General features: G+C 70.1%; 15 protein-coding genes. 3 read left to right on the top strand and 12 right to left on the bottom strand.

Translation table 11 applies throughout. From position 1 onward, the window contains the following. Positions 1-30: 30 nt before the first annotated feature. The gene (locus tag FB390_RS20130; protein ID WP_141810325.1) at positions 31-915 is read right to left on the bottom strand and encodes a dihydrodipicolinate synthase family protein; all 885 of its coding nucleotides are present in this window, start codon (positions 913-915) and stop codon (positions 31-33) included. Next, a complete protein-coding gene (locus FB390_RS20125) occupies positions 912-1,712 on the bottom strand; it encodes an aldolase (RefSeq protein WP_141810324.1) in 801 nt (266 codons plus the stop codon). The genes FB390_RS20130 and FB390_RS20125 overlap by 4 nt, the downstream gene beginning before the upstream one ends. A 101-nt stretch (positions 1,713-1,813) precedes the next feature. Here FB390_RS20125 and FB390_RS20120 point away from each other — a divergent pair, with 101 nt between their 5' ends. Continuing rightward, positions 1,814-2,356 carry a helix-turn-helix domain-containing protein gene (locus FB390_RS20120; RefSeq protein WP_141810323.1) on the top strand — a complete coding sequence of 181 codons (543 nt, stop codon included), beginning with the start codon at positions 1,814-1,816 and terminating at the stop codon, positions 2,354-2,356. A gap of 34 nt (positions 2,357-2,390) precedes the next feature. On the opposite strand, the gene FB390_RS20115 is transcribed toward FB390_RS20120, so the two are convergent. The 3 genes from FB390_RS20115 to FB390_RS20105 all read right to left on the bottom strand — a co-directional run bounded on the left by FB390_RS20115 (position 2,391) and on the right by FB390_RS20105 (position 5,158). Further along, positions 2,391-3,389, bottom strand: a complete 999-nt coding sequence (locus tag FB390_RS20115; RefSeq protein WP_141811910.1) for a zinc-binding alcohol dehydrogenase family protein — start codon at positions 3,387-3,389, stop codon at positions 2,391-2,393. A 166-nt stretch (positions 3,390-3,555) separates the two neighbouring features. Next, entirely contained in the window at positions 3,556-4,230 is a 675-nt protein-coding gene (locus FB390_RS20110) for a maleylpyruvate isomerase family mycothiol-dependent enzyme (protein WP_141810322.1), read from the bottom strand. Positions 4,231-4,408: 178 nt separating this feature from the next. Continuing rightward, positions 4,409-5,158, bottom strand: a complete 750-nt coding sequence (locus tag FB390_RS20105) for an SDR family oxidoreductase (RefSeq protein ID WP_141810321.1) — start codon at positions 5,156-5,158, stop codon at positions 4,409-4,411. A gap of 202 nt (positions 5,159-5,360) precedes the next feature. Here FB390_RS20105 and FB390_RS20100 point away from each other — a divergent pair, with 202 nt between their 5' ends. Then, positions 5,361-6,230: a universal stress protein gene (locus FB390_RS20100; RefSeq protein WP_141810320.1), complete on the top strand. Its 870-nt coding sequence runs from the start codon at positions 5,361-5,363 to the stop codon at positions 6,228-6,230. Positions 6,231-6,405: 175 nt separating this feature from the next. Here FB390_RS20100 and FB390_RS20095 read toward each other — a convergent pair whose 3' ends face one another. From FB390_RS20095 to FB390_RS20070, 6 genes are all read right to left on the bottom strand, one after another. Next, complete coding sequence (locus FB390_RS20095) at positions 6,406-8,109, bottom strand: ABC transporter ATP-binding protein (RefSeq protein WP_141810319.1); 1,704 nt, start codon at positions 8,107-8,109, stop codon at positions 6,406-6,408. Further along, positions 8,106-9,932, bottom strand: a complete 1,827-nt coding sequence (locus tag FB390_RS20090; protein WP_141810318.1) for an ABC transporter ATP-binding protein — start codon at positions 9,930-9,932, stop codon at positions 8,106-8,108. The genes FB390_RS20095 and FB390_RS20090 overlap by 4 nt, the downstream gene beginning before the upstream one ends. Next, a complete protein-coding gene (locus FB390_RS20085; RefSeq protein WP_141810317.1) occupies positions 9,929-10,939 on the bottom strand; it encodes an alpha/beta hydrolase in 1,011 nt (336 codons plus the stop codon). Before FB390_RS20085 ends, FB390_RS20090 begins: the two co-directional genes overlap by 4 nt. A 126-nt stretch (positions 10,940-11,065) precedes the next feature. Beyond that, the gene (locus FB390_RS20080) at positions 11,066-11,932 is read right to left on the bottom strand and encodes a helix-turn-helix domain-containing protein (protein WP_141810316.1); all 867 of its coding nucleotides are present in this window, start codon (positions 11,930-11,932) and stop codon (positions 11,066-11,068) included. A gap of 57 nt (positions 11,933-11,989) precedes the next feature. Then, positions 11,990-13,696 carry an aldehyde dehydrogenase family protein gene (locus FB390_RS20075; RefSeq protein WP_141810315.1) on the bottom strand — a complete coding sequence of 569 codons (1,707 nt, stop codon included), beginning with the start codon at positions 13,694-13,696 and terminating at the stop codon, positions 11,990-11,992. Beyond that, positions 13,693-15,261 carry a GMC family oxidoreductase gene (locus FB390_RS20070; RefSeq protein WP_141810314.1) on the bottom strand — a complete coding sequence of 523 codons (1,569 nt, stop codon included), beginning with the start codon at positions 15,259-15,261 and terminating at the stop codon, positions 13,693-13,695. The genes FB390_RS20075 and FB390_RS20070 overlap by 4 nt, the downstream gene beginning before the upstream one ends. 178 nt (positions 15,262-15,439) lie before the next feature. Here FB390_RS20070 and FB390_RS20065 point away from each other — a divergent pair, with 178 nt between their 5' ends. Continuing rightward, a complete protein-coding gene (locus FB390_RS20065) occupies positions 15,440-16,639 on the top strand; it encodes a PucR family transcriptional regulator (RefSeq protein ID WP_141810313.1) in 1,200 nt (399 codons plus the stop codon). Here FB390_RS20065 and FB390_RS20060 read toward each other — a convergent pair. Beyond that, a complete protein-coding gene (locus FB390_RS20060; protein ID WP_185757098.1) occupies positions 16,636-17,346 on the bottom strand; it encodes an alpha/beta fold hydrolase in 711 nt (236 codons plus the stop codon). The two genes, FB390_RS20065 and FB390_RS20060, sit on opposite strands and share 4 nt — an antisense overlap. Between the last annotated feature and the right edge of the window lie 18 nt (positions 17,347-17,364).

Here is a 17,364-nt window from a genome sequence, read left to right as displayed (position 1 = left end):
GCCCGGCCAAGCGTCGGCCGGGCCCCCGTGTCAGGCGTTGACGGCGGCGACGAGCGCGTCGAGTTCTCGCGCGGGCTCGGGCTCCAGCGGCAGCAGCGGCCTGCGCGGGTCACCGGCGTCCAAGCCGGTCGAACGTAGCGCGGACTTCACCGTGACAGGCAGGCCGCGGCTGACGAGCGCGGTCAGCAGCGGCTCGAGCTTGCCGAAAAGCGCTGTCGCGCTGTCCGTCTCCCCCGCCCGCAGCAAGCGCCAGAACTCCACGACTCGTTCCGGCACCAGACAAGGTGCGGCGGTGCACCATCCGGCCGCCCCGGCGGCGAAGGCCCGCAGCGCCAACGGATTGCTTCCGTTGAAGAACGGCACGGTGCCGCCGCCTAGCTCGACGATCCGGCGCATGCGCCCGATGTCGCCGCTGGACTCCTTGATCATGGCGATGTTGGGCACCTCGTGCACGAGGTCGACCAGGAACTCCGGTGGCATGTCGATGCCGGTGGTCCCCGGGTTGTTGTAGACCATCACCGGCAGGGCGGTCGATTCCGCCACGGCGGTGAAATGCGCGCGCAGCTCGGCCTGGGTGAGCGGCCAGTAGGAGATCGGCAGCACCATCACCGCGGTGGCGCCGGTCCGCTCGGCGAACCGCGCGCGACGCGCGGTGGCCGCGGTGGTCAGATCCGAGACGCCGACCACCGTCGGCACCCGGCCATCGGTGTGCTCGACGCAGGCGGCGGCGACCTGCTGCCATTCGCGCTCGTCGAGGTACGCGCTTTCGCCGGTGCTGCCCAGCGGGGCGATCGCGTCCACGCCCGCGTCGATCATCCGGTCGAGCAACCGCGCGAGCGCCGGCGTATCGACCCGCCCGGCGACGTCGAACGGTGTGACGGGGTAGGCGACGATGCCTTCGATGGCGCGAATCATGCGGTTGCTCCTGTCGTGTCGATGGCGTCGGGGTGGTTGCGCAGCGCTTTGCGCGCGTAGTAGGCGAAGTTGGCCTGACTGCGGCGCGGCGTCAGCGTCCAGTCGTGCGCCTCCTTGGCCAGGCGCGGCGGCAGCGGCTTGATCTCGCCCGCGGCCATCGCGAGCAGTTGCAGCCGCGCCGCGCGTTCGATGAGGTGCGCCAGCGAGCAGGCTTCCTCGATCGTCGCCCCGACGACGAGCTGACCGTGGTGGGCGAGCAGGATCGCTCGCTTGTCACCGAGGGCGGCGGAGATGATCTCGCCCTCCTCGTTGCCCACCGGCACGCCCGGCCAGTCCGGCAGGAAGGCACAGTCGTCGTAGAGCGGGGCGATGTCCATCTGCGACACCTGAAGCGGCACTTCGAGCATGGACAGCGCCGCGCAGTGCAGCGGATGAGTGTGCACGATGCAGTGGACATCCGGGCGAGCGCGATAGATCCAGCTGTGGAAACGGTTGGCCGGGTTGGCCATTCCCACGCCTTCCAGCACGGTCAGATCCTCGTCGACCAGCAGCAGGTTGTCCTCGGTGATCTCGTCGAAACCGAGACCGAGCCGCTGGGTGAGGAAGGTGCCCGGTTCCGTGCCGCGCGCCGAGATCTGCCCGGCCAGACCGGAGTCGTGCCCGGCGTCGTAGAGCGCGCGGCAGGTCAGGGCGAGTTTCTGGCGGTCGTTCCAGTCGCCGGGCGACAGTTCGGTCTGCATGGACCGGGTCGCCATGGTCATCAGCTCGGACTTTCCGAGGTTCATGGTGGTGGCCATCGACTACCTCCTTATCGAAGACACACGTTGACGATAGGACACTTTGTGTCATTCCGCTAGTCTTGTGTCCTGTCGTGACCGTCACCAGCGAAAGGAGAACGGTGGCCGCGTATCTGAAGGCGCACCGCAAACGCGCCGACCTGACGCTGGACGCGCTCGCGGAGCGGACCGGGTTGACCAAGAGCTACCTGTCGAAAGTCGAACGCGGCCTGAGCACTCCGTCCATCGCCGTGGCCCTCAAGATCGCGCGGGCGCTCAATACCGATGTCGGGCAACTGTTCTCGGACGATCCCGATCCCACGCTGATGCAGGTGGATCGCGCCGACGACCGTACCGGCGAGCCCGCGACCTCGACCGCGCACTACCTCGCCGTCGCCACCGGCGTGTCCCGAAAGACCATGCAGCCGTTCGTGGTTCGACCGACCACCGAGCCGGACACGAAGTATCTGGAACACTCCGGCGACGAATTCGTGTTCGTGCACAGCGGCAGCGTCGAGATCTCGGTTCCCGGCGAACAGATCGTGCTGCACGCGGGCGACAGCCTCTATTTCGCCGCGACCACCCCGCACCGGATCAGGTCGATCTCCGCCGAACGCGCCGAGCTCATCGTCGTGGTCGCCGAACGAGAATCGCAGACCGACTGAGACCGCAGGGCCGTCGTCCCGGTGCGTACCGGGCTTATGGGATCAGGACCGCGGCTCCGTCGAATCGGCCGTGGGCGAGGTCGTTCAGCGCGTGGTCGGCGCGGTCCAGTGCGTAGCGGTGGGTGGCGACGTGCAGGCGGTGTCGTTCGGCGAAGGTGAGGAATTCGCGTGCGTGGGTGCGAGTGTTGGAGGTGACGCTGCGTAGCTGGCGTTCCCGGAACAGGTGGCGTTGGTAGTTCAGCGGCGGGATGTCGCTGAGATGGATTCCGGCCAGGGCCAGGGTGCCGCCCGCGTCGAGGGCCTCCAGTGCGACAGGGACCAGTTCTCCGGCGGGAGCGAACAGGATGGCCGAGTCGAGGGGTTCGGGCGGGGCGTCGGTCGCGCCCTGCACCGAGGTCGCGCCGAGAGCGCCGGCGAGATCCCGCGCCGCCGCACCTCGGGTCATCACGTGCACTCGCGCGCCCTGGGCTGTCGCGACCTGCGCGGTGAGATGCGCGCTTCCGCCGAACCCGTAGATGCCCAGCGCGCCGCCCGCGGGCAATGCCGCACGCAGCAGCGCGTGGTATCCGATGATGCCCGCGCACAACAGCGGCGCCAGTTGCTCGTCGGTGTAGCCCGCTGGCAGACGGAGGGCGAAATCTGCCGGGACCGTGGTGTATTCGGCGTATCCGCCATCGGCGTCCCACCCGGTGTAGCGCGAGCGCGGGCAGAGGTTCTCCGCACCGCGTCGGCAGTATCGGCACACCCCGCAGGTGTGGCGCAGCCAGGGGATGCCGACTCGGTCACCGATCGCGAAACCGTCGCGGGCCGGAGGAACGGCGAGCACTTCGGCGACGACTTCGTGCCCGGGGATCACGCCGGCGCGATGGACGGCCAGGTCGCCTTCGACCACGTGCAGATCGGTGCGGCACACCCCACACGCCAGCACCCGGACCAGCAACTCGTCCGGCCCCGGTTCGGGGATGGGCTCGTGCGCCATACCGAGGGGATGGCTGTCCAGTGCGCCCGGCGCGCGCACCCGCCACGCCCGCATAGAGTTCGGTGCTCCCATGACAGGCTCCGATCGGTTGTGCCCGGCAGGCGCGCCCTTCCGGGCATCGAGACGGTCCCGTATGTGCCGGGTATGCCCGGTCGTGCGTCGGTCTCACACGATTACCCGGATGCGTGCGCCGACACGGCCACCCGCGAGGGGTGGTCGGTTACTCGTCTTCGCCGCGGCGCTCGGCCGCATCCGGTGAACAGCGCGCTCGCAGGGTGGGCAGGCCCGGGCCTGCGAGGTCGTCGCAATACGTGTGTCTTCTCGCCATGGCCATGGTCAGCGCGAGGGTCGTTCCGTGGATCAGCGGTCCGGCGCCGACGGCGAAGGAGCTGTCGGTCGCTTCGAGGCGCAGGCCCTCGACGAGGCTGCGGCTGGGCACGGTGAAGTCCCGGGCCGCGAAGAAGCGGGCCACTTCGAGGCACGCCTCGATCGAGGGTGTGCGGGACAGCCCGAGTGGGTGTCGGATGTCTTGGGCGTGGACGATCACCTCGCCGAGCCATGCCGCGGTATGCCCCGACGCGGCCGTGGTGCTCGTGATGATCGAACGGAACCGTTCGAGGGTTTCGGCCGGGTTCGCACCCCGGTGCTCGGCCAGTCGCCGATCGTTGTGCCGATCGAAGTCGAAGCGGGCGCCGACGACACTGATCAGCCAACGCGCCCGGCCGATACTGGCCGCCGCGGTGAGGTGGGCGACGACCTCCTCGACCACCCAGTCTCCGCACAGCGAGGGCGCGACCCACTGCTCGTCGTCCAGCGCGGCGAGATCCTCGGCCAACGCGGCGCGCTCGGCGTGCGCCATGGCCCACAGGTCTTCGCGAGACACAACATTCGACACCGGGTTCTTCCCTTCGCGTGCGGCCGGCGGAGCCGGCGATGTGGTCGATCCGCGTCTCGGTCGGCGCGGATCGCCGTTCTCGGATGCAGACGATCCCGCCTCCCAGAATTCATCGGTTGCCCGCGTGTGCATCGTGGTGGCGCGCCCGGATCGACCAGCGTTCGCCGCCCGTTGGTCCTCAGCGGCCGCCCGCTAGATGGAGGAAGCTGCCCGTCGTATAGGAGGCGGCCTCCGACATCAGCCACGCGATCGCCTCGGCCACCTCGTCGGGATGCCCGCCCCGGCCCATCGGCAGGGTCGGGGCGAGGCGGTCGACTCGCTCGGGGTCGCCGCCGAGGGCGTGGATATCGGTGTGGATGTAACCGGGCCGGACCGCGTTGACGCGGATGCCCTCGCCCGCGACCTCGGCCGCCAAGCCGCGCGTGAAGGTGTCGATCGCGCCCTTGCTCGCGGCGTAGTCGACGTATTCACCAGGCGCGCCGAGCCGGGCGGCGACCGACGACACATTGACGATCACGCCGCCCGCACCGCCGTGTCGGCGCGACATCCGCCGGACCGCCGCGGCCGCGCACAGCATCGGGCCGACGACATTGACCGCCATCACGCGGTGCAGCCGGTCGGCATCGAACTCCTCGACGCGACACTGGTTTTCGAGCATCCCCGCGTTGTTCACCAACCCCACGAGCGGCTCGTGACCCATGTCGACGGCGCCGAACAGCGCGTCGATGTCGGCCGGGCTGCTCAGGTCGGCGCGAGTCGCCCTGGCGCGTCCGCCCTCGGCGACGATGGCGCCGACCACGTCGCCGGCGGCATCGGCGTCCGTGCGGTAAGTCAGGTGGATGGCATGACCCTCGCGGGCGAGCCTGCGCGCGGTGGCCGCGCCGATGCCGCGGCTTCCTCCGGTCACGATGATCGTCCCTCGTCCCATCGGAATACCTCCTAGCATCGATGACAGTCGGTCGCGTGCGTTGCTCACCACGCCCCGGGGCACCGTACCGCCGACCGTTCCATCGATGCGGTCGTCGGTCCCGGCAGTCGGTGACCAACGACCAGCGCGCGTGGGACACGCGCTGCCCAGCCTGAAAGAGCCGGTTACCTCCGATCCGCAAGGGACAGAGAGGCACACGCACATGTCAGACACCACCGACCCGCCCGTCGTCGTCGGAGTCGACGGTTCCGAGCAGTCCCTGACCGCCGTGCGCTGGGCAGCGCAGTACGCCGCCCGCCACCGATCCCCCGTGCAGCTGATCCACGCCCTCGGCGTCCCCGCCTTGGGGCCCAGCATGGCAGGCCCGATCTTCGACGTCGAGTCCTGGCGTCACACCGGACGCGATCTCCTCGCCACCGCGGCCGACACCGCGCGAGCCGCGGCAGCACCGATCGCGACCATCGAAGTCCGCACGGTCGTGGACGATGCCGCCCCGGTACCTGTCCTGGCCGGCCGGGCCGCCGACGCGCGCCTGACCGTCGTCGGCACCCACGGCCACGGCGTGTTCGGCCGTATGGTGCTCGGCTCGGTGAGCACCGCGCTGGTCCGCCACGCCCACGGACCCGTCGCGGTCGTCCCCGAAGCGAAATCCGAATCGTGGCGCGGGCCGGTCGTCGTCGGCGTCGACGGCTCGCCCTCCAGTGCGCAAGCCGTCGAGGTCGCCTTCGACGAGGCCTTCCTGCGCGGCGCCGAGGTGATCGCCGTGCACACCTGGTCGGAGTTCGGCCGCTACGAATCCCGCGCGGAGATGCAGACCGAAGCCGAGACGCTGCTGGCCGGGAGCCTCGCCGGATACGTCGAGAAATACCCCGAGGTTCCGGTCACCCGCGTGGTCGCCGAAGACCGTCCCGCCCGCCGCGTGCTGCGAGCCGCCGCCGGTGCGCAGCTGATCGTGCTCGGCAGCCACGGCCGCGGCGGATTCCCCGGCATGACCCTCGGCTCGGTCACCCACGCCGTCCTGCACCGCACCGAATGCCCCCTCCTCGTCGTCCGTCCCCGCACGACCGGTTGACCCCGCCGAGCAACGACACCGCGGCGCTCACGCCGGTCCCTGATGGGCTCGGCCGTTGTCGTTGAGGTGGCGGTGGGCGCCTGTTCGACGACGACCACGCGCTCGGTCGACGTGCCGTCCTGTCGACGATGTCGCTGATCGTCCAACACTATGACGATGGTTCTCGGATCGAACGCTACAGCGCCATCGACACCCCCCAGAAATCCGCGTAGCGCCCGCCCCGCCGCAGCAGTTCCTCGTGGCTGCCGTCCTCCACGATCCGGCCGCCGTCCAGGAAGACGATCCGGTCCGCGCGCTGGACGGTCCGCAGGCGGTGGGCGACCATCACCACCGTCCGCCCCGCCATCAGCCGCTCGATCCCCTCGTGGACGGCCGCCTCGTTCACCGGGTCCAGCGCGGAGGTGACCTCGTCCAGCAGGACGATGGGCGCGTTCTTGAGCAGGGCCCGGGCGATCGAGACACGTTGGCGTTCACCGCCGGACAGCAGGGCGCCGCCTTCGCCGACAGCGGTGGCCCAGCCGTCGGGCAGTCGCTCGATCACGTCGTCGAGCCGCGCCGCGGACGCGGCCGCGCGCACCTCGGCGTCGTCGGCGTCGGGACGGGCGAGACGTATGTTCTCCTCGATCGTGCCGTCGAAGAGATATACGTCCTGGAAGACGATGGCGATCCGCGCCATCAGGTCCTCGGTGTCGATCGCTCGCACGTCCACCCCGCCCACGCGCACCGCACCGGCGTCCACGTCGTAGAACCGCGCGACCAATTGCAGCAGCGTGCTCTTGCCCGCGCCGGACGGACCGACGACGGCGAGCCGCTGTCCCTCGGGCAGGCGCAACGACACGTCGCCGAGTACGGTTCGGTCGCCGTGCCGGAAGGCGACGGAGTCGAACTCGAGGTCGTGGCGTCGCGGCCGGACGGGTTCGCCGGGTTCCGGCAGCGGCTCGGTGCGCAAGACCGCCTCGAGCCTGCTCAGCTCGGAGCGTGCGCTCCGGAGCCGACCGCCCATGTCGGCCAGCGACAACAGCGGGTCGGCGCAGCGGGCGGCGAGCACCAGGATCGTCAAAACCTCTGCGGCGCCGATGTTTCCGCCGAGCGTGAGGTAGGCGCCGAGAATCAGCAGCGCGGTGAACATCGCCTGCACGACGAGCGCCATGCCCACGACGCCGGGCAGCGTCGACAGCGTCTGCCTGCGGGACGCGCGCCCGACTTCGCGCAGCGAGTCGTCGAGCAGCTGGAAGCGTTCGACGGTCCGGCCGCCCGCTCGCAGAACCGGCTGGGCCTGGAGGTATTCGATGACTCGACCGGCCGCCTCCTTGTCGCGTTCGTGCCGCTCGGCATCGGCCGCGGCCGTCGCGCGTCCGGTCCAGACCTGGGCCACCGCGACGATCGGCACGGCCGCCGACGCGGCCAACCCCAGCCGCCAGTCGAAGGCGAGCATCACGACGACGATCGTCAGAGGCGTCACCGCGGCGGAGACCAGCGGCGCAAGCAGATGCGCGATGACGCTCATCGCCTGCAGCACACCGCGACTGGCCAGCACGGACACCTCCCCGACGCGTCCCGCCGTGTACCAGCCGATGGGCAACCGGGCCAGATGATCGCCGAGCCGGTGATAGACGCCACGCAACAGCGTGGTCCCGCCGTGGAAACCGGACAGATCGCTGACGTAGCGCAGCACCGCGTAGACCGCGACCACGCCTCCGAACGCGATCAGCCAGGGCCACGCGTCCGCCGGGGTGTCGCCGAACAGCGCCCGCAGCACCGGAACCAGCAGCGCGTAGGACAGGCCCTCGACTATCGCGGTCGTCGTCATCAGGGCAACGGTGCGACGCACCGGCCGGGCGTACTCGGGTCCGAGCACGCGCAACAACATTCGGATCATCGGGGCCACTCTCCTAGCGGTGTCTGATCGGCGGAGTTCGCGTGCGCGGCGCTCCGCTGGGATTGCCAGAGCGCGGCGAACTTTCCGTTCCGCGCCAGCAGTTCGGCGGGTCGGCCACGCTCGACGATCGATCCGTTCTCCAGCACCACGACGGTGTCGGCGTCGGCGACCGTCTCCAGACGATGGGCGATGACCAGGATCGTCCGGTCGCCGCCCCACGTCGAAAGGGCTCGGCGGACGGCTTGTTCGGTCTGCGGGTCGGCGAACGCGGTCGCCTCGTCGAGCACCAGGACGGGCGCGTCGGCGAGCAGCGCCCTGGCGATCGAGATGCGTTGGGCCTCACCGCCGGACAGTCCGGCGTCTTCGCCTAGCACGGTCTCGTATCCGCGCGGCAGCTCGAGAATCCGTTCGTGGATGTTCGCCAGCCGAGCGGCGCGCACCACGTCGTCGAGGTCGGCGTGCGGCACGGCCAGCGCGATGTTGTCCGCGACCGACGCGCGCAGCAGCCGAACGTCCTGGAAGACGAAGGAGACCGTCCGATAGAGCTCCCGGCTGCCGAGGTCGCGGAGATCGACGCCGCCGAGAACGACCGAACCGTGGGTCGGGTCGAAGAACCGCGGCAACAGCTGAACCAGCGTGGATTTCCCGCTGCCCGACGGCCCGACGAGCGCGGTGACCGTTCCGGGCTCGAGCACCAGGTCGATGCCGCGCAGCACCTCGTGATCGGCTTCGTAGCCGAATCGGACGTCCCGCAGTTCCACCCGGTGCCCCTGCGGCGCGACGGGATGCGCGGGCTCGGGTAGTGACGGCACCGCGAGCACGTCCCGGATCCGTCCCACCGCGCGCCCGGCGGCCTGCATGTCGTCGAAACCGTGACCGAGCGCCGCCACCGGGGCGGTCAGTCCCAGCCCCAGCAGGATGAACGGCAGCAGGTCGGCCGGGGCCATACCACCGGAGGTGATCAGCACCGTGCCGCCGATCAGCACGACGAGCAGCACGAACGGCGGTGACAGCGCCACCTGCATCCCGGCGGCGACCCCGGCGAGCCCGCGGACCATCCGCAGGAAGATGTCGGCGAAATCGTCCGCGGCGGTGACGAATTTGCGATGCGCGCGCCCGGATCCGCCGAACGCCTTGACCACCGCGATCCCCTGCACGAACTCGACGACCGAACTCGCGATCCGGCCCATCGCCGCGTCGAACGCCGCCTGCTCGCGCAGCCGGGTCGGGGTCATCATCAGCGGGACCAGCGCCACCGCGAGCAGCACCGGGACGAGGGTGATCAGCGTGAGCCGCCAGTCGACGGTGAACAAGTAGATCAGCGACACCAGCGGCACCACGAAGGCCGAAACGAGTTCACCAGGGGTGTGGGCGATGAACGGGTGCACGGCGCTGACGTCCTCCCCCACCACCTTCGCCAATTCACCGGTCCGGCGGCGGGCGAACCAGCCCAGTGGTACCCGGCCCAGTCGCTCGGCCAACTGCCTGCGAAACGACAGTTGCACTCGGTCGTCGAGCAAATGTCCGATTCCCGCCGACGCGGCGGTGCACAGCAGCCGGACCAGCAAGCCGACCGCGCCAGCGATCACCACGAACCAGACATGGTCGTGATCGATCGCGCCGGGCGACAACAGGACTCGGCCCAATTCCGCGACCGCGAGCAGCGGCGCCAGACCGGCGACGGCGCCGAGGACCTGAAGAACCACGACGGCGGCGAAACCACCCAGATACGGGCGTAGCAACCGCGCCATGCTCGGTTTCGCCGCGGAATCGGCCTCCGCCGTGGGTCGCTCGCTCGTTCTGGTGAGTTCGGTGGTGGTCATCGGGTACCGGTCTTCCGCGACGCGAACGCCCGCGATTCGGCGAGACGACCACGGAGGAACTCGAAGATCTCCGCACGCGCCGCTTTGGCCTGCGGCACCACCCCTGGCATGGCGAGGTATCCGTGCGTCGCACCGGGATGTTCGACGATCCGCGCGGAAGTGCCGGACTCGAGCAGCCGTTCGGCGTACCGGCGGCCGTGGTCCGCCAAAGGGTCGAGGGTCGGTACCACGACGAGCGCGGGAGCCAGCCCGCCGAGGTCGTCGGCGCGCAAGGGCGACACCGCACGAGAATCTGCCCCCGGCGGAACGGCCAACCTGTGGAACAGCCGCATCTGCGCCATGTTCAGCGTCGGACTGTCCGCGTAGCGGGTGATCGAGTCGTAGTCGAGCATCGTCTCGCTCAGGTCGGTGACGGGATTGACCAATACCTGTGCCCGGAGCTCCAGGCCGGATTCTCTGGCCCGGATCGCGGCCAGCGCGGCGATCAAGCCGCCGGTGCTCTCCCCGACGACCGCGGTCCGCGCCGGGTCCACTCCCCACTCCGCGGCGTGCCGCACCACATGCAGCAGCACGTCCCAGCCGTCGTCGACAGCGGCCGCCAGCGGAGTCCCCGGTGCGAGGAGACGGTGCTCGACCGAGACGACGACCGCGGGCAAGCGCGCGGCGAAATAGCTGTTGGCCCAGTCGCATTGGGCCGCCGTACCGACGAAACCACCGCCGTGCACGTGCAGCACGAGCGGCAGGTCGCCGCCCCCGGACGACTGCCGGTACTCGCGGACCGGAATCCGACGATCGGGCAACCGCACCTCCCGCCAGCCGATCGTGGCGTCGCGATCCGGGAATCCGGTGATCACCCGTGCGGTTCGGGACGAACGCTTGCGGTTCTCGGCCTCGCGGAAGGTGGCCAAGTCCTCGGCCGTCATCGTCGACCAGTCGGGCGCCTTGCCCAAAGCGTGCAGCAGCCGAATACCCAGTGGCGGCCGTTCGGTGCCGGTGACGTCGTTCATGTTTCCTCCAAATGGGCTTTCGCCTGCCGTCCCGGCGCGCGGCTCGACAGCACCCCGCGCCGGGTACGACTGCCAGCATCGCCAGCGCGGCGCCGGATGTATTGGAGAAATGTTCCGTTCTGGCGGTCAGCGCCGAAGGGCCACGCCGCCTGTCCCGATCCGGTCGGGGTCGGCCCACGCGACGTCGTCGACCGCCAGCCACGGCGCGACGGCGACGGCGGTGGGCGTCACCCCGGTGAAGGCCACGACGTCCCGGTGGAGGTGGGACTGGTCGACGTAACCGCTTTCCGCCGCCACCAGCGCGGCGCTGTGTCCCGCGGCGAGGCGGTGCACCGCGTGATCGAAGCGAACCAGCTGAGCGGCGCGCTTGGGCGTGAGACCGACCTGGGATCGGAACCGCGACCACAACCGCTTACGGCTCCATCCGATCTCGTCCGCCAGCCGCTCGACCCGAACCCCGCCTCGGCTCGATCGCATTTGCCGCCAGGCGAATTCGACCTGCGGGTCGACCGCCCGGCCCAGCCCGTGGCGCCGTCGGAGCGCGGCCTCCGCGATCGCGAACCGCTCGTCCCACGACCCGGCGGCGTGCAGTTGCTCCAGGATTCGTCCCGCGTCGGGGCCCCAGACCTCTTCGAGGCCGACCACCGTCCCGCTCAACTCCGACGTCGCGCCGAGCACCGCGTGCGCGACCGAAGGCGACAGCCGGATCTGGAGGCAGTCGATATCGCGCCCGCCCACTCGGACACTGCCGGGCGCGAGGCCGGTGACGATACCGCCGCGGAACCGACGGCCGCTGCCCTCGTCGACGAGCAGGCCGTCACCGAAGTCGATGGCCACGGTGAGCGACGGGTATGGGACCACCTGCATGTCGACAGGGCTCGTCGTCCGGCCCCGAAACCCGGCCATGCTGACCCCGGCGATGCGCCCGGGCCGTGCCGGAACCGCGATGTCCCACAAATCCGCGGCGCGGGGAACCGGATCGACAGGGCGCATGCCGCCATGTTACGAGGGCGGCGGGACGAGACCCGCTGGAACCTCCGGTCGGTCGCGTCAACCGCGCAACGCGGAAGCGAAGATGCCGGGCAGGGCGGAAACGCGGGGGTTTCTGGCGAAATCGGTCAACCGGCGCAGCGTCGTGGCGCCGGTGCGGTTCGTCACGAACCACGGTGGCTTCGGTGACAGCGTGAACTCACCGCGCAGCACCGAGCGCGGCGACGGCCGGAACGGTCCGCGGACCACCGTGCGTTCCGGGTCGGCGATGAGCAACGCGTTGTGCACCACGCCGATTCCGCTCTGCACGTCGTGGATGCTGTGCCCGGGGAAGGCGCCCCAGCTCGCGCGGGCCGTGAGATAGCCGAGGCCGGTCCAGGCGTTGATCGCCACGGTGCCGTAGCGCAGCGTCGCGACGGCGGTGTCGAAGTCGGCGCCCAACGACTTCATCGTCCGAGGATGGGCGATGATGTTGGCACCGAGCGTCCCCTCGAACTCGTCGTTGCACACCCGTACCGCCTCGGCGAGGAATTCCGCCGCGGCTCCGGGGATCTCGATGACGCCGAGTACGGGTGCGAAGTACTCGGTGTGCAGCGCGGGCTCCGATTTGATCGGCGCGAGACCCGTGACGAGCGTGCGCTCACCGTGCGCGCCGAGCTTTTGCGCTTCCGGGTATTCCGCCCGCGCCGCGGCCACCCGTTGCGCCGATCCGGGATAGTAGGCCGTGCGCGCGGGCGCCCGGTTCATGGCGGCTCGCAGTTCGTCGAGGAACTGCTGCTTCTGCGGCCAGTCCCCGCTGATGACCGCTACCTGGGCGGCTACGCAGTTGTAGCCGTTGTTGTGCAGCCGCTGGGTCGCCAGGTGCTCGGCCTGGAACCGCAGATCGGCGCGCGACCATCGGCCCGGCACCACGATGGACGGCGAGACGCCGCCGAGCTCGCTGGTGATGGGCTTGTCCAGCAACGGCTTTCGCGCGGCCTTGCGCCGGGCGCCGTCCGCCCCCGCGCCGAAGACGATCGCGTCGTGGGTCAGCGCGCTGCCGGTCATGTGCACCGACTCGACGTCGGGGTGGTGCACCAGTGCGGTGCCGATGTCGGCGCCGCCGGTGACGATCCGCACGAAGCCGCGGGCGATGGCCGGAGCGAAGATCTTCTCGAAGACGGGAAGCAAGGGGTCGGTGATCGGGTTCAGCTTGAGCACCACGACCCTGTTGTCCGCGTAGAGCTGGTACAGCACGTCCAGCGGCGCGATGGAGAAGATGTTGCCCGCGCCGAGAACCACCGCGATGCCGTCGGTCCGTTCGGGTGTGCGCTGCCCCAGCCCGGCGCGCGCCCGCACGGTGGCGGCGTCCACACCCGGCTTCGACCAGACCTGAGCGCTGAAACCGTTGAGCAGCAACCGGTCGAAGCCGCTCGCGGGGAAGACGTCGACCGCGGTGCGGTTACCGGGCGCCTCGCGCATCCGGTATCCGTCGACCGGACTGCCGCCGCCTTCGAGAGCGGCCAGCGATTCCGCCAGGGCCGCGGCGCCGGTCAGCAGCGAGTACGGGCCGCTGACCCATTCCTCACCGAGCAGCGGGGAGTCCGCGTCCAGGCCCTTGATCGCGGCGGCGGTCTCCACCCATTCCCGCGCGCATTCCGCTGTGGCGGTGTGGATCTGCTCCAGCAGCTCCCGGCGGCCGCGCAACGGTGTCCTGCTCCACTCGATCTCGCCGAGTCGCAGGGCCGCGATCGCCGAGTCGATCTCTTGTGCTGTCGTCGCCGTCATCGCACGGTTCCTTCCGATTCGAGTTCCTCGGCGATCATCGCGGCGGCCTTCTCGCCGATCATGATCGTCGGGGCGTTGGTGTTGCCGCGTACCACGCTGGGCATCACCGAGGCGTCGGCGACCCGCAGGCCGCGCAGGCCGAACACGCGCAGCCGTGGATCGACCACCGCCCCGATCGCGCAAGTCGAGGTCGGGTGGTAGAGCGTCTGTGCGGTGCGGCGGGCGAAGTCGAGCAGGTCGGCGTCGGAATCCGAGGCGGGAATGCTGAATTCGCCGGTGATGACCTCGCGCAGGGCGGGCTGGGCCGCCATCTCTAGGACGATCCGTAGACCGGCGACCATGCTGGCGCGGTCCTCTTCGGTGGTCAGATAGTTGTGCACGATCCGCGGCGCGCTGCCCGGCGAGGCCGAGCGCAGCGAAAGGCGCCCGCGACTGGTCGGTTTGATCACGCAGGCGCCCATGGCGAAGCCGTGCGTGACGGGCGCGCCCAAGCCCTCCTCGTGGAAGAGCACCGGCGCCTGGTGGAACTGCACGTCGGGGCCGGCCAAGCCGGCGCGAGTCTGGATGAATCCACCGGCCTCCCCCACGTTCGACGTCAACGGCCCGCGCCCGTGCTCTTGCAGCAGCGCGACGTTCTCGCCGGTGAGCGCGGTCATCAGGGATTCCCGGTCGGTGCGATAGTTGAGGAACACCGACGGGTGATCCTGCAGGTGTTCGCCAACGGGGAGGTCGCGGACCACGTCGATGCCGAACGCCGAAAGTTGTTCGGCGGGACCGACTCCCGACAGCAGCAACAGGTGCGCCGACCCATAGGCGCCCGCCGCGAGCACCACCTCGCGTCGCGCGTCGATCACGCGCTGCTCGCCGTCCTGGACGATCGCGACGCCGGTCGCCCGGTCGCCGTCGAACAGCACGCGCTGGGCGACGGCGCCGGTGATCACCGTGAGGTTCGGCCGTTCCAGCGCGGGATGCAGGAAGGCCACGGCCGTGCTACAGCGCATCCCGTTGCGCTGGGTCAGCTGGTAGCGGCCGACGCCCAGCTGGGTCACGCCGTTGAAGTCCTCGTTGCGCGAGTATCCGGCCTGCTCGGCGGCCGCGAGGTAGGCGTCGCACAGCGGGTGCAGGGAACGCCCGTCGCTCACCGACAGCGGACCGCCGACGCCGTGGTAGGCGTCCTTGCCGCGCTCGTTGTCCTCCGACTTCAAGAAGTACGGCAGCACCTCGTCGTAGCTCCACCCGTCCGCGCCGGCCGCCGCCCACTCGTCGTAGTCGGCCTTGGCGCCGCGGATGTAGATCATGGCGTTCATCGAGCTGGAGCCGCCGAGCACGCGCCCGCGGGGCAGGTAGGCGCGTCGACCGCCGAGCCCCGGCTCCGGCTCGCTGTCGAGATCCCAGTCGAGCGGACCCTTGAACAGCGCCGGGAACGCCACCGGGATATGGATCTCCTCGGCGGTGTCCCTCGGGCCCGCCTCGATCAACGCGACCTGGACGGCCGGGTCCTCGGACAGCCGCGCTGCCAGCGCGGATCCGGCGGACCCCGCGCCTACGACGACGTAGTCGTACACGATCGGCACCTCTCTCGATTCACCATCGACCCGGCCCGCGTATGGCCCAGGTCACTTCTCGAGGTCGATCCTGCAAGCGGTGCGAGGCGGTGCACCATGGGCCGCGGCCACCGATTCCGGACCGTCCGATGTGCTGCAGCACATCCACGGCGCTCAGGGCGGTACGTATCATCGGTGCATGACGACGGTGATCGGATCGGCGCCCGAGGGGTCCGAGCTACTCGCCCGCGATCTGCTCGATCAGCTCGACCACCTCACCGACGATCTGGTCGACCGGATCCGCGTCGGTGACCAGATCTATGCGGAATCGACATTGCTGACCGATCAGCAGCTGCGCGGCACGGTCCACGACAATCTCGCCGCGCTCCTCGGTCAGCTGTCCGGCACCGCGGCGCGGCGCCTGCATCCGGCGATCGACGCGGGCCGGATGAAAGCCGAGCTCGGCATACCGCTCGCGGCGGTGCTGCACGCGTACCGGCTCGCCGGCCGGCTGGTCTGGGAGCGCTCGTTGCGCGGCGCCGCGCCGAGCATGCAGGACTGTCTGCCCGCGCTGGGCTCGGAGATCTGGCGGCTCGTCGACGACTACTCCAGCGCTGCCGCCGACTCCTACGAGCACTACCTCGCCGACCGCGTGCACCGCGACAACCAACGGCGCAGGACCATGCTGCGCACTCTGCTCACGGGCACGGCCGACAACGCGACGCTGTGGGGTATCGGCCGTGCCCTGCACCTTCCGCAGTCCGGGTCCTTCGTCGTCGTGCACGCCGAAAGCGCCCCCGCCACGGAGGTACTGCCCGCCATCGAGGATCGGCTGCGCGCCGCATTCGTCAATTCGTTCTGGATCACCGAGCCCGACAAGCGGATCGGCCTGTTGAGCCTCGTCACGCCGCGCGGCCTGGATCAGGCGCTCCGGCTGCTGACCCTCGGCGCGACGACTCGCGTCGGAGTCAGCCGGCTGTTCACCCGTCCCATCGACGCCGCCGCGGCGCTGCGCGAGGCCGAGATCGCTTGTCGCTGTACGTCTCCGGGCGTGCCCGCCGTGACCAGCTATGGCGTCGAGCCCATTCCGCTGCTGCTGGCGCACGCGCCGCAGCCGAGCGGCGAGCTCGCCACCGAGATCCTCGGCCCGATCCTCGAACTGCCCGCCGCCGACCGGGACGAACTACTCGACACGCTCGACTTGTGGTTCGAATGCGCGGGCTCGAATCTCGAGGTCGCCCGCCGGCTCCACTTCCATCGCAACACGATTCACAACCGCCTGCGCCGCATCGAGAATCTCACCAACCGCCGCTGCGCCGACCCCAAGGCGGCCGCCGAGCTGTACATCGCCCTGCGCGCGGCCCGCCTCATGGACGCCGATCACACCGCGACCCCCTAGCGGAGAACCTGAGCGCCGCAGACTCTCGTGACGGCGTCGACCCACACGTGCGGATCGGTCGACCACAGGTTGTGCGCGACACCGGGCAGTTCCTCGAATCTGCCGCGCGGAACCAAGGCGGCGAGCTGCCGCAGCGGCCACGACGGTCGAATGTCGTGCTGCGCGGCGAGGAACGTCATGGCGACATCGGAGTCGGCCAGCCGGCGCAGCACATCGGGTTCGTGGATCCACTCCACGAACGACGCGCCCAACGCGGCGTGAACCTCTGGATTCCAGTCGATTTCGATGTCGGATTCCAGGTGCCGCGAGGACTCGTACACCTGAGACCACGTGCGGTCCTTGTGCAACCCGTGCCCCGCGACGCCGACCACGGCTCGAACCCGCTCGGGATGATCCAGCGCGTAACGCACCGCCAGATCCGAGCCCCACGAATGGCCCAGCACCACCCACCTGTCGACACCCGCGTCCCGCCGCACCGCTTCGATATCGGCGACCGCCTGAGCGAGATCGTGTGGACCGCCCTCGGAACGCCCAACGCCCCGGGGTTCCGGATACCACGCCCGCATCCCGCGCGGCGCCAGCGCGTCGTCCTCGAGGTAATGAACGCAACCCGGCCCACCGGACAGCACCACGACATCCGGCCCGTGTCCCGTGACACCGACATGCAGCAAGGCCCCGTCATCACCCGGCACGCTGATCGATCGCATCCCACCCCCTGCCAAAGG

This window comes from Nocardia bhagyanarayanae (genome assembly GCF_006716565.1).
Lineage (GTDB): Bacteria > Actinomycetota > Actinomycetes > Mycobacteriales > Mycobacteriaceae > Nocardia > Nocardia bhagyanarayanae.
Note: the sequence above shows the minus strand (reverse complement) of the source record. Positions and strands in the feature narration are given on the sequence as shown.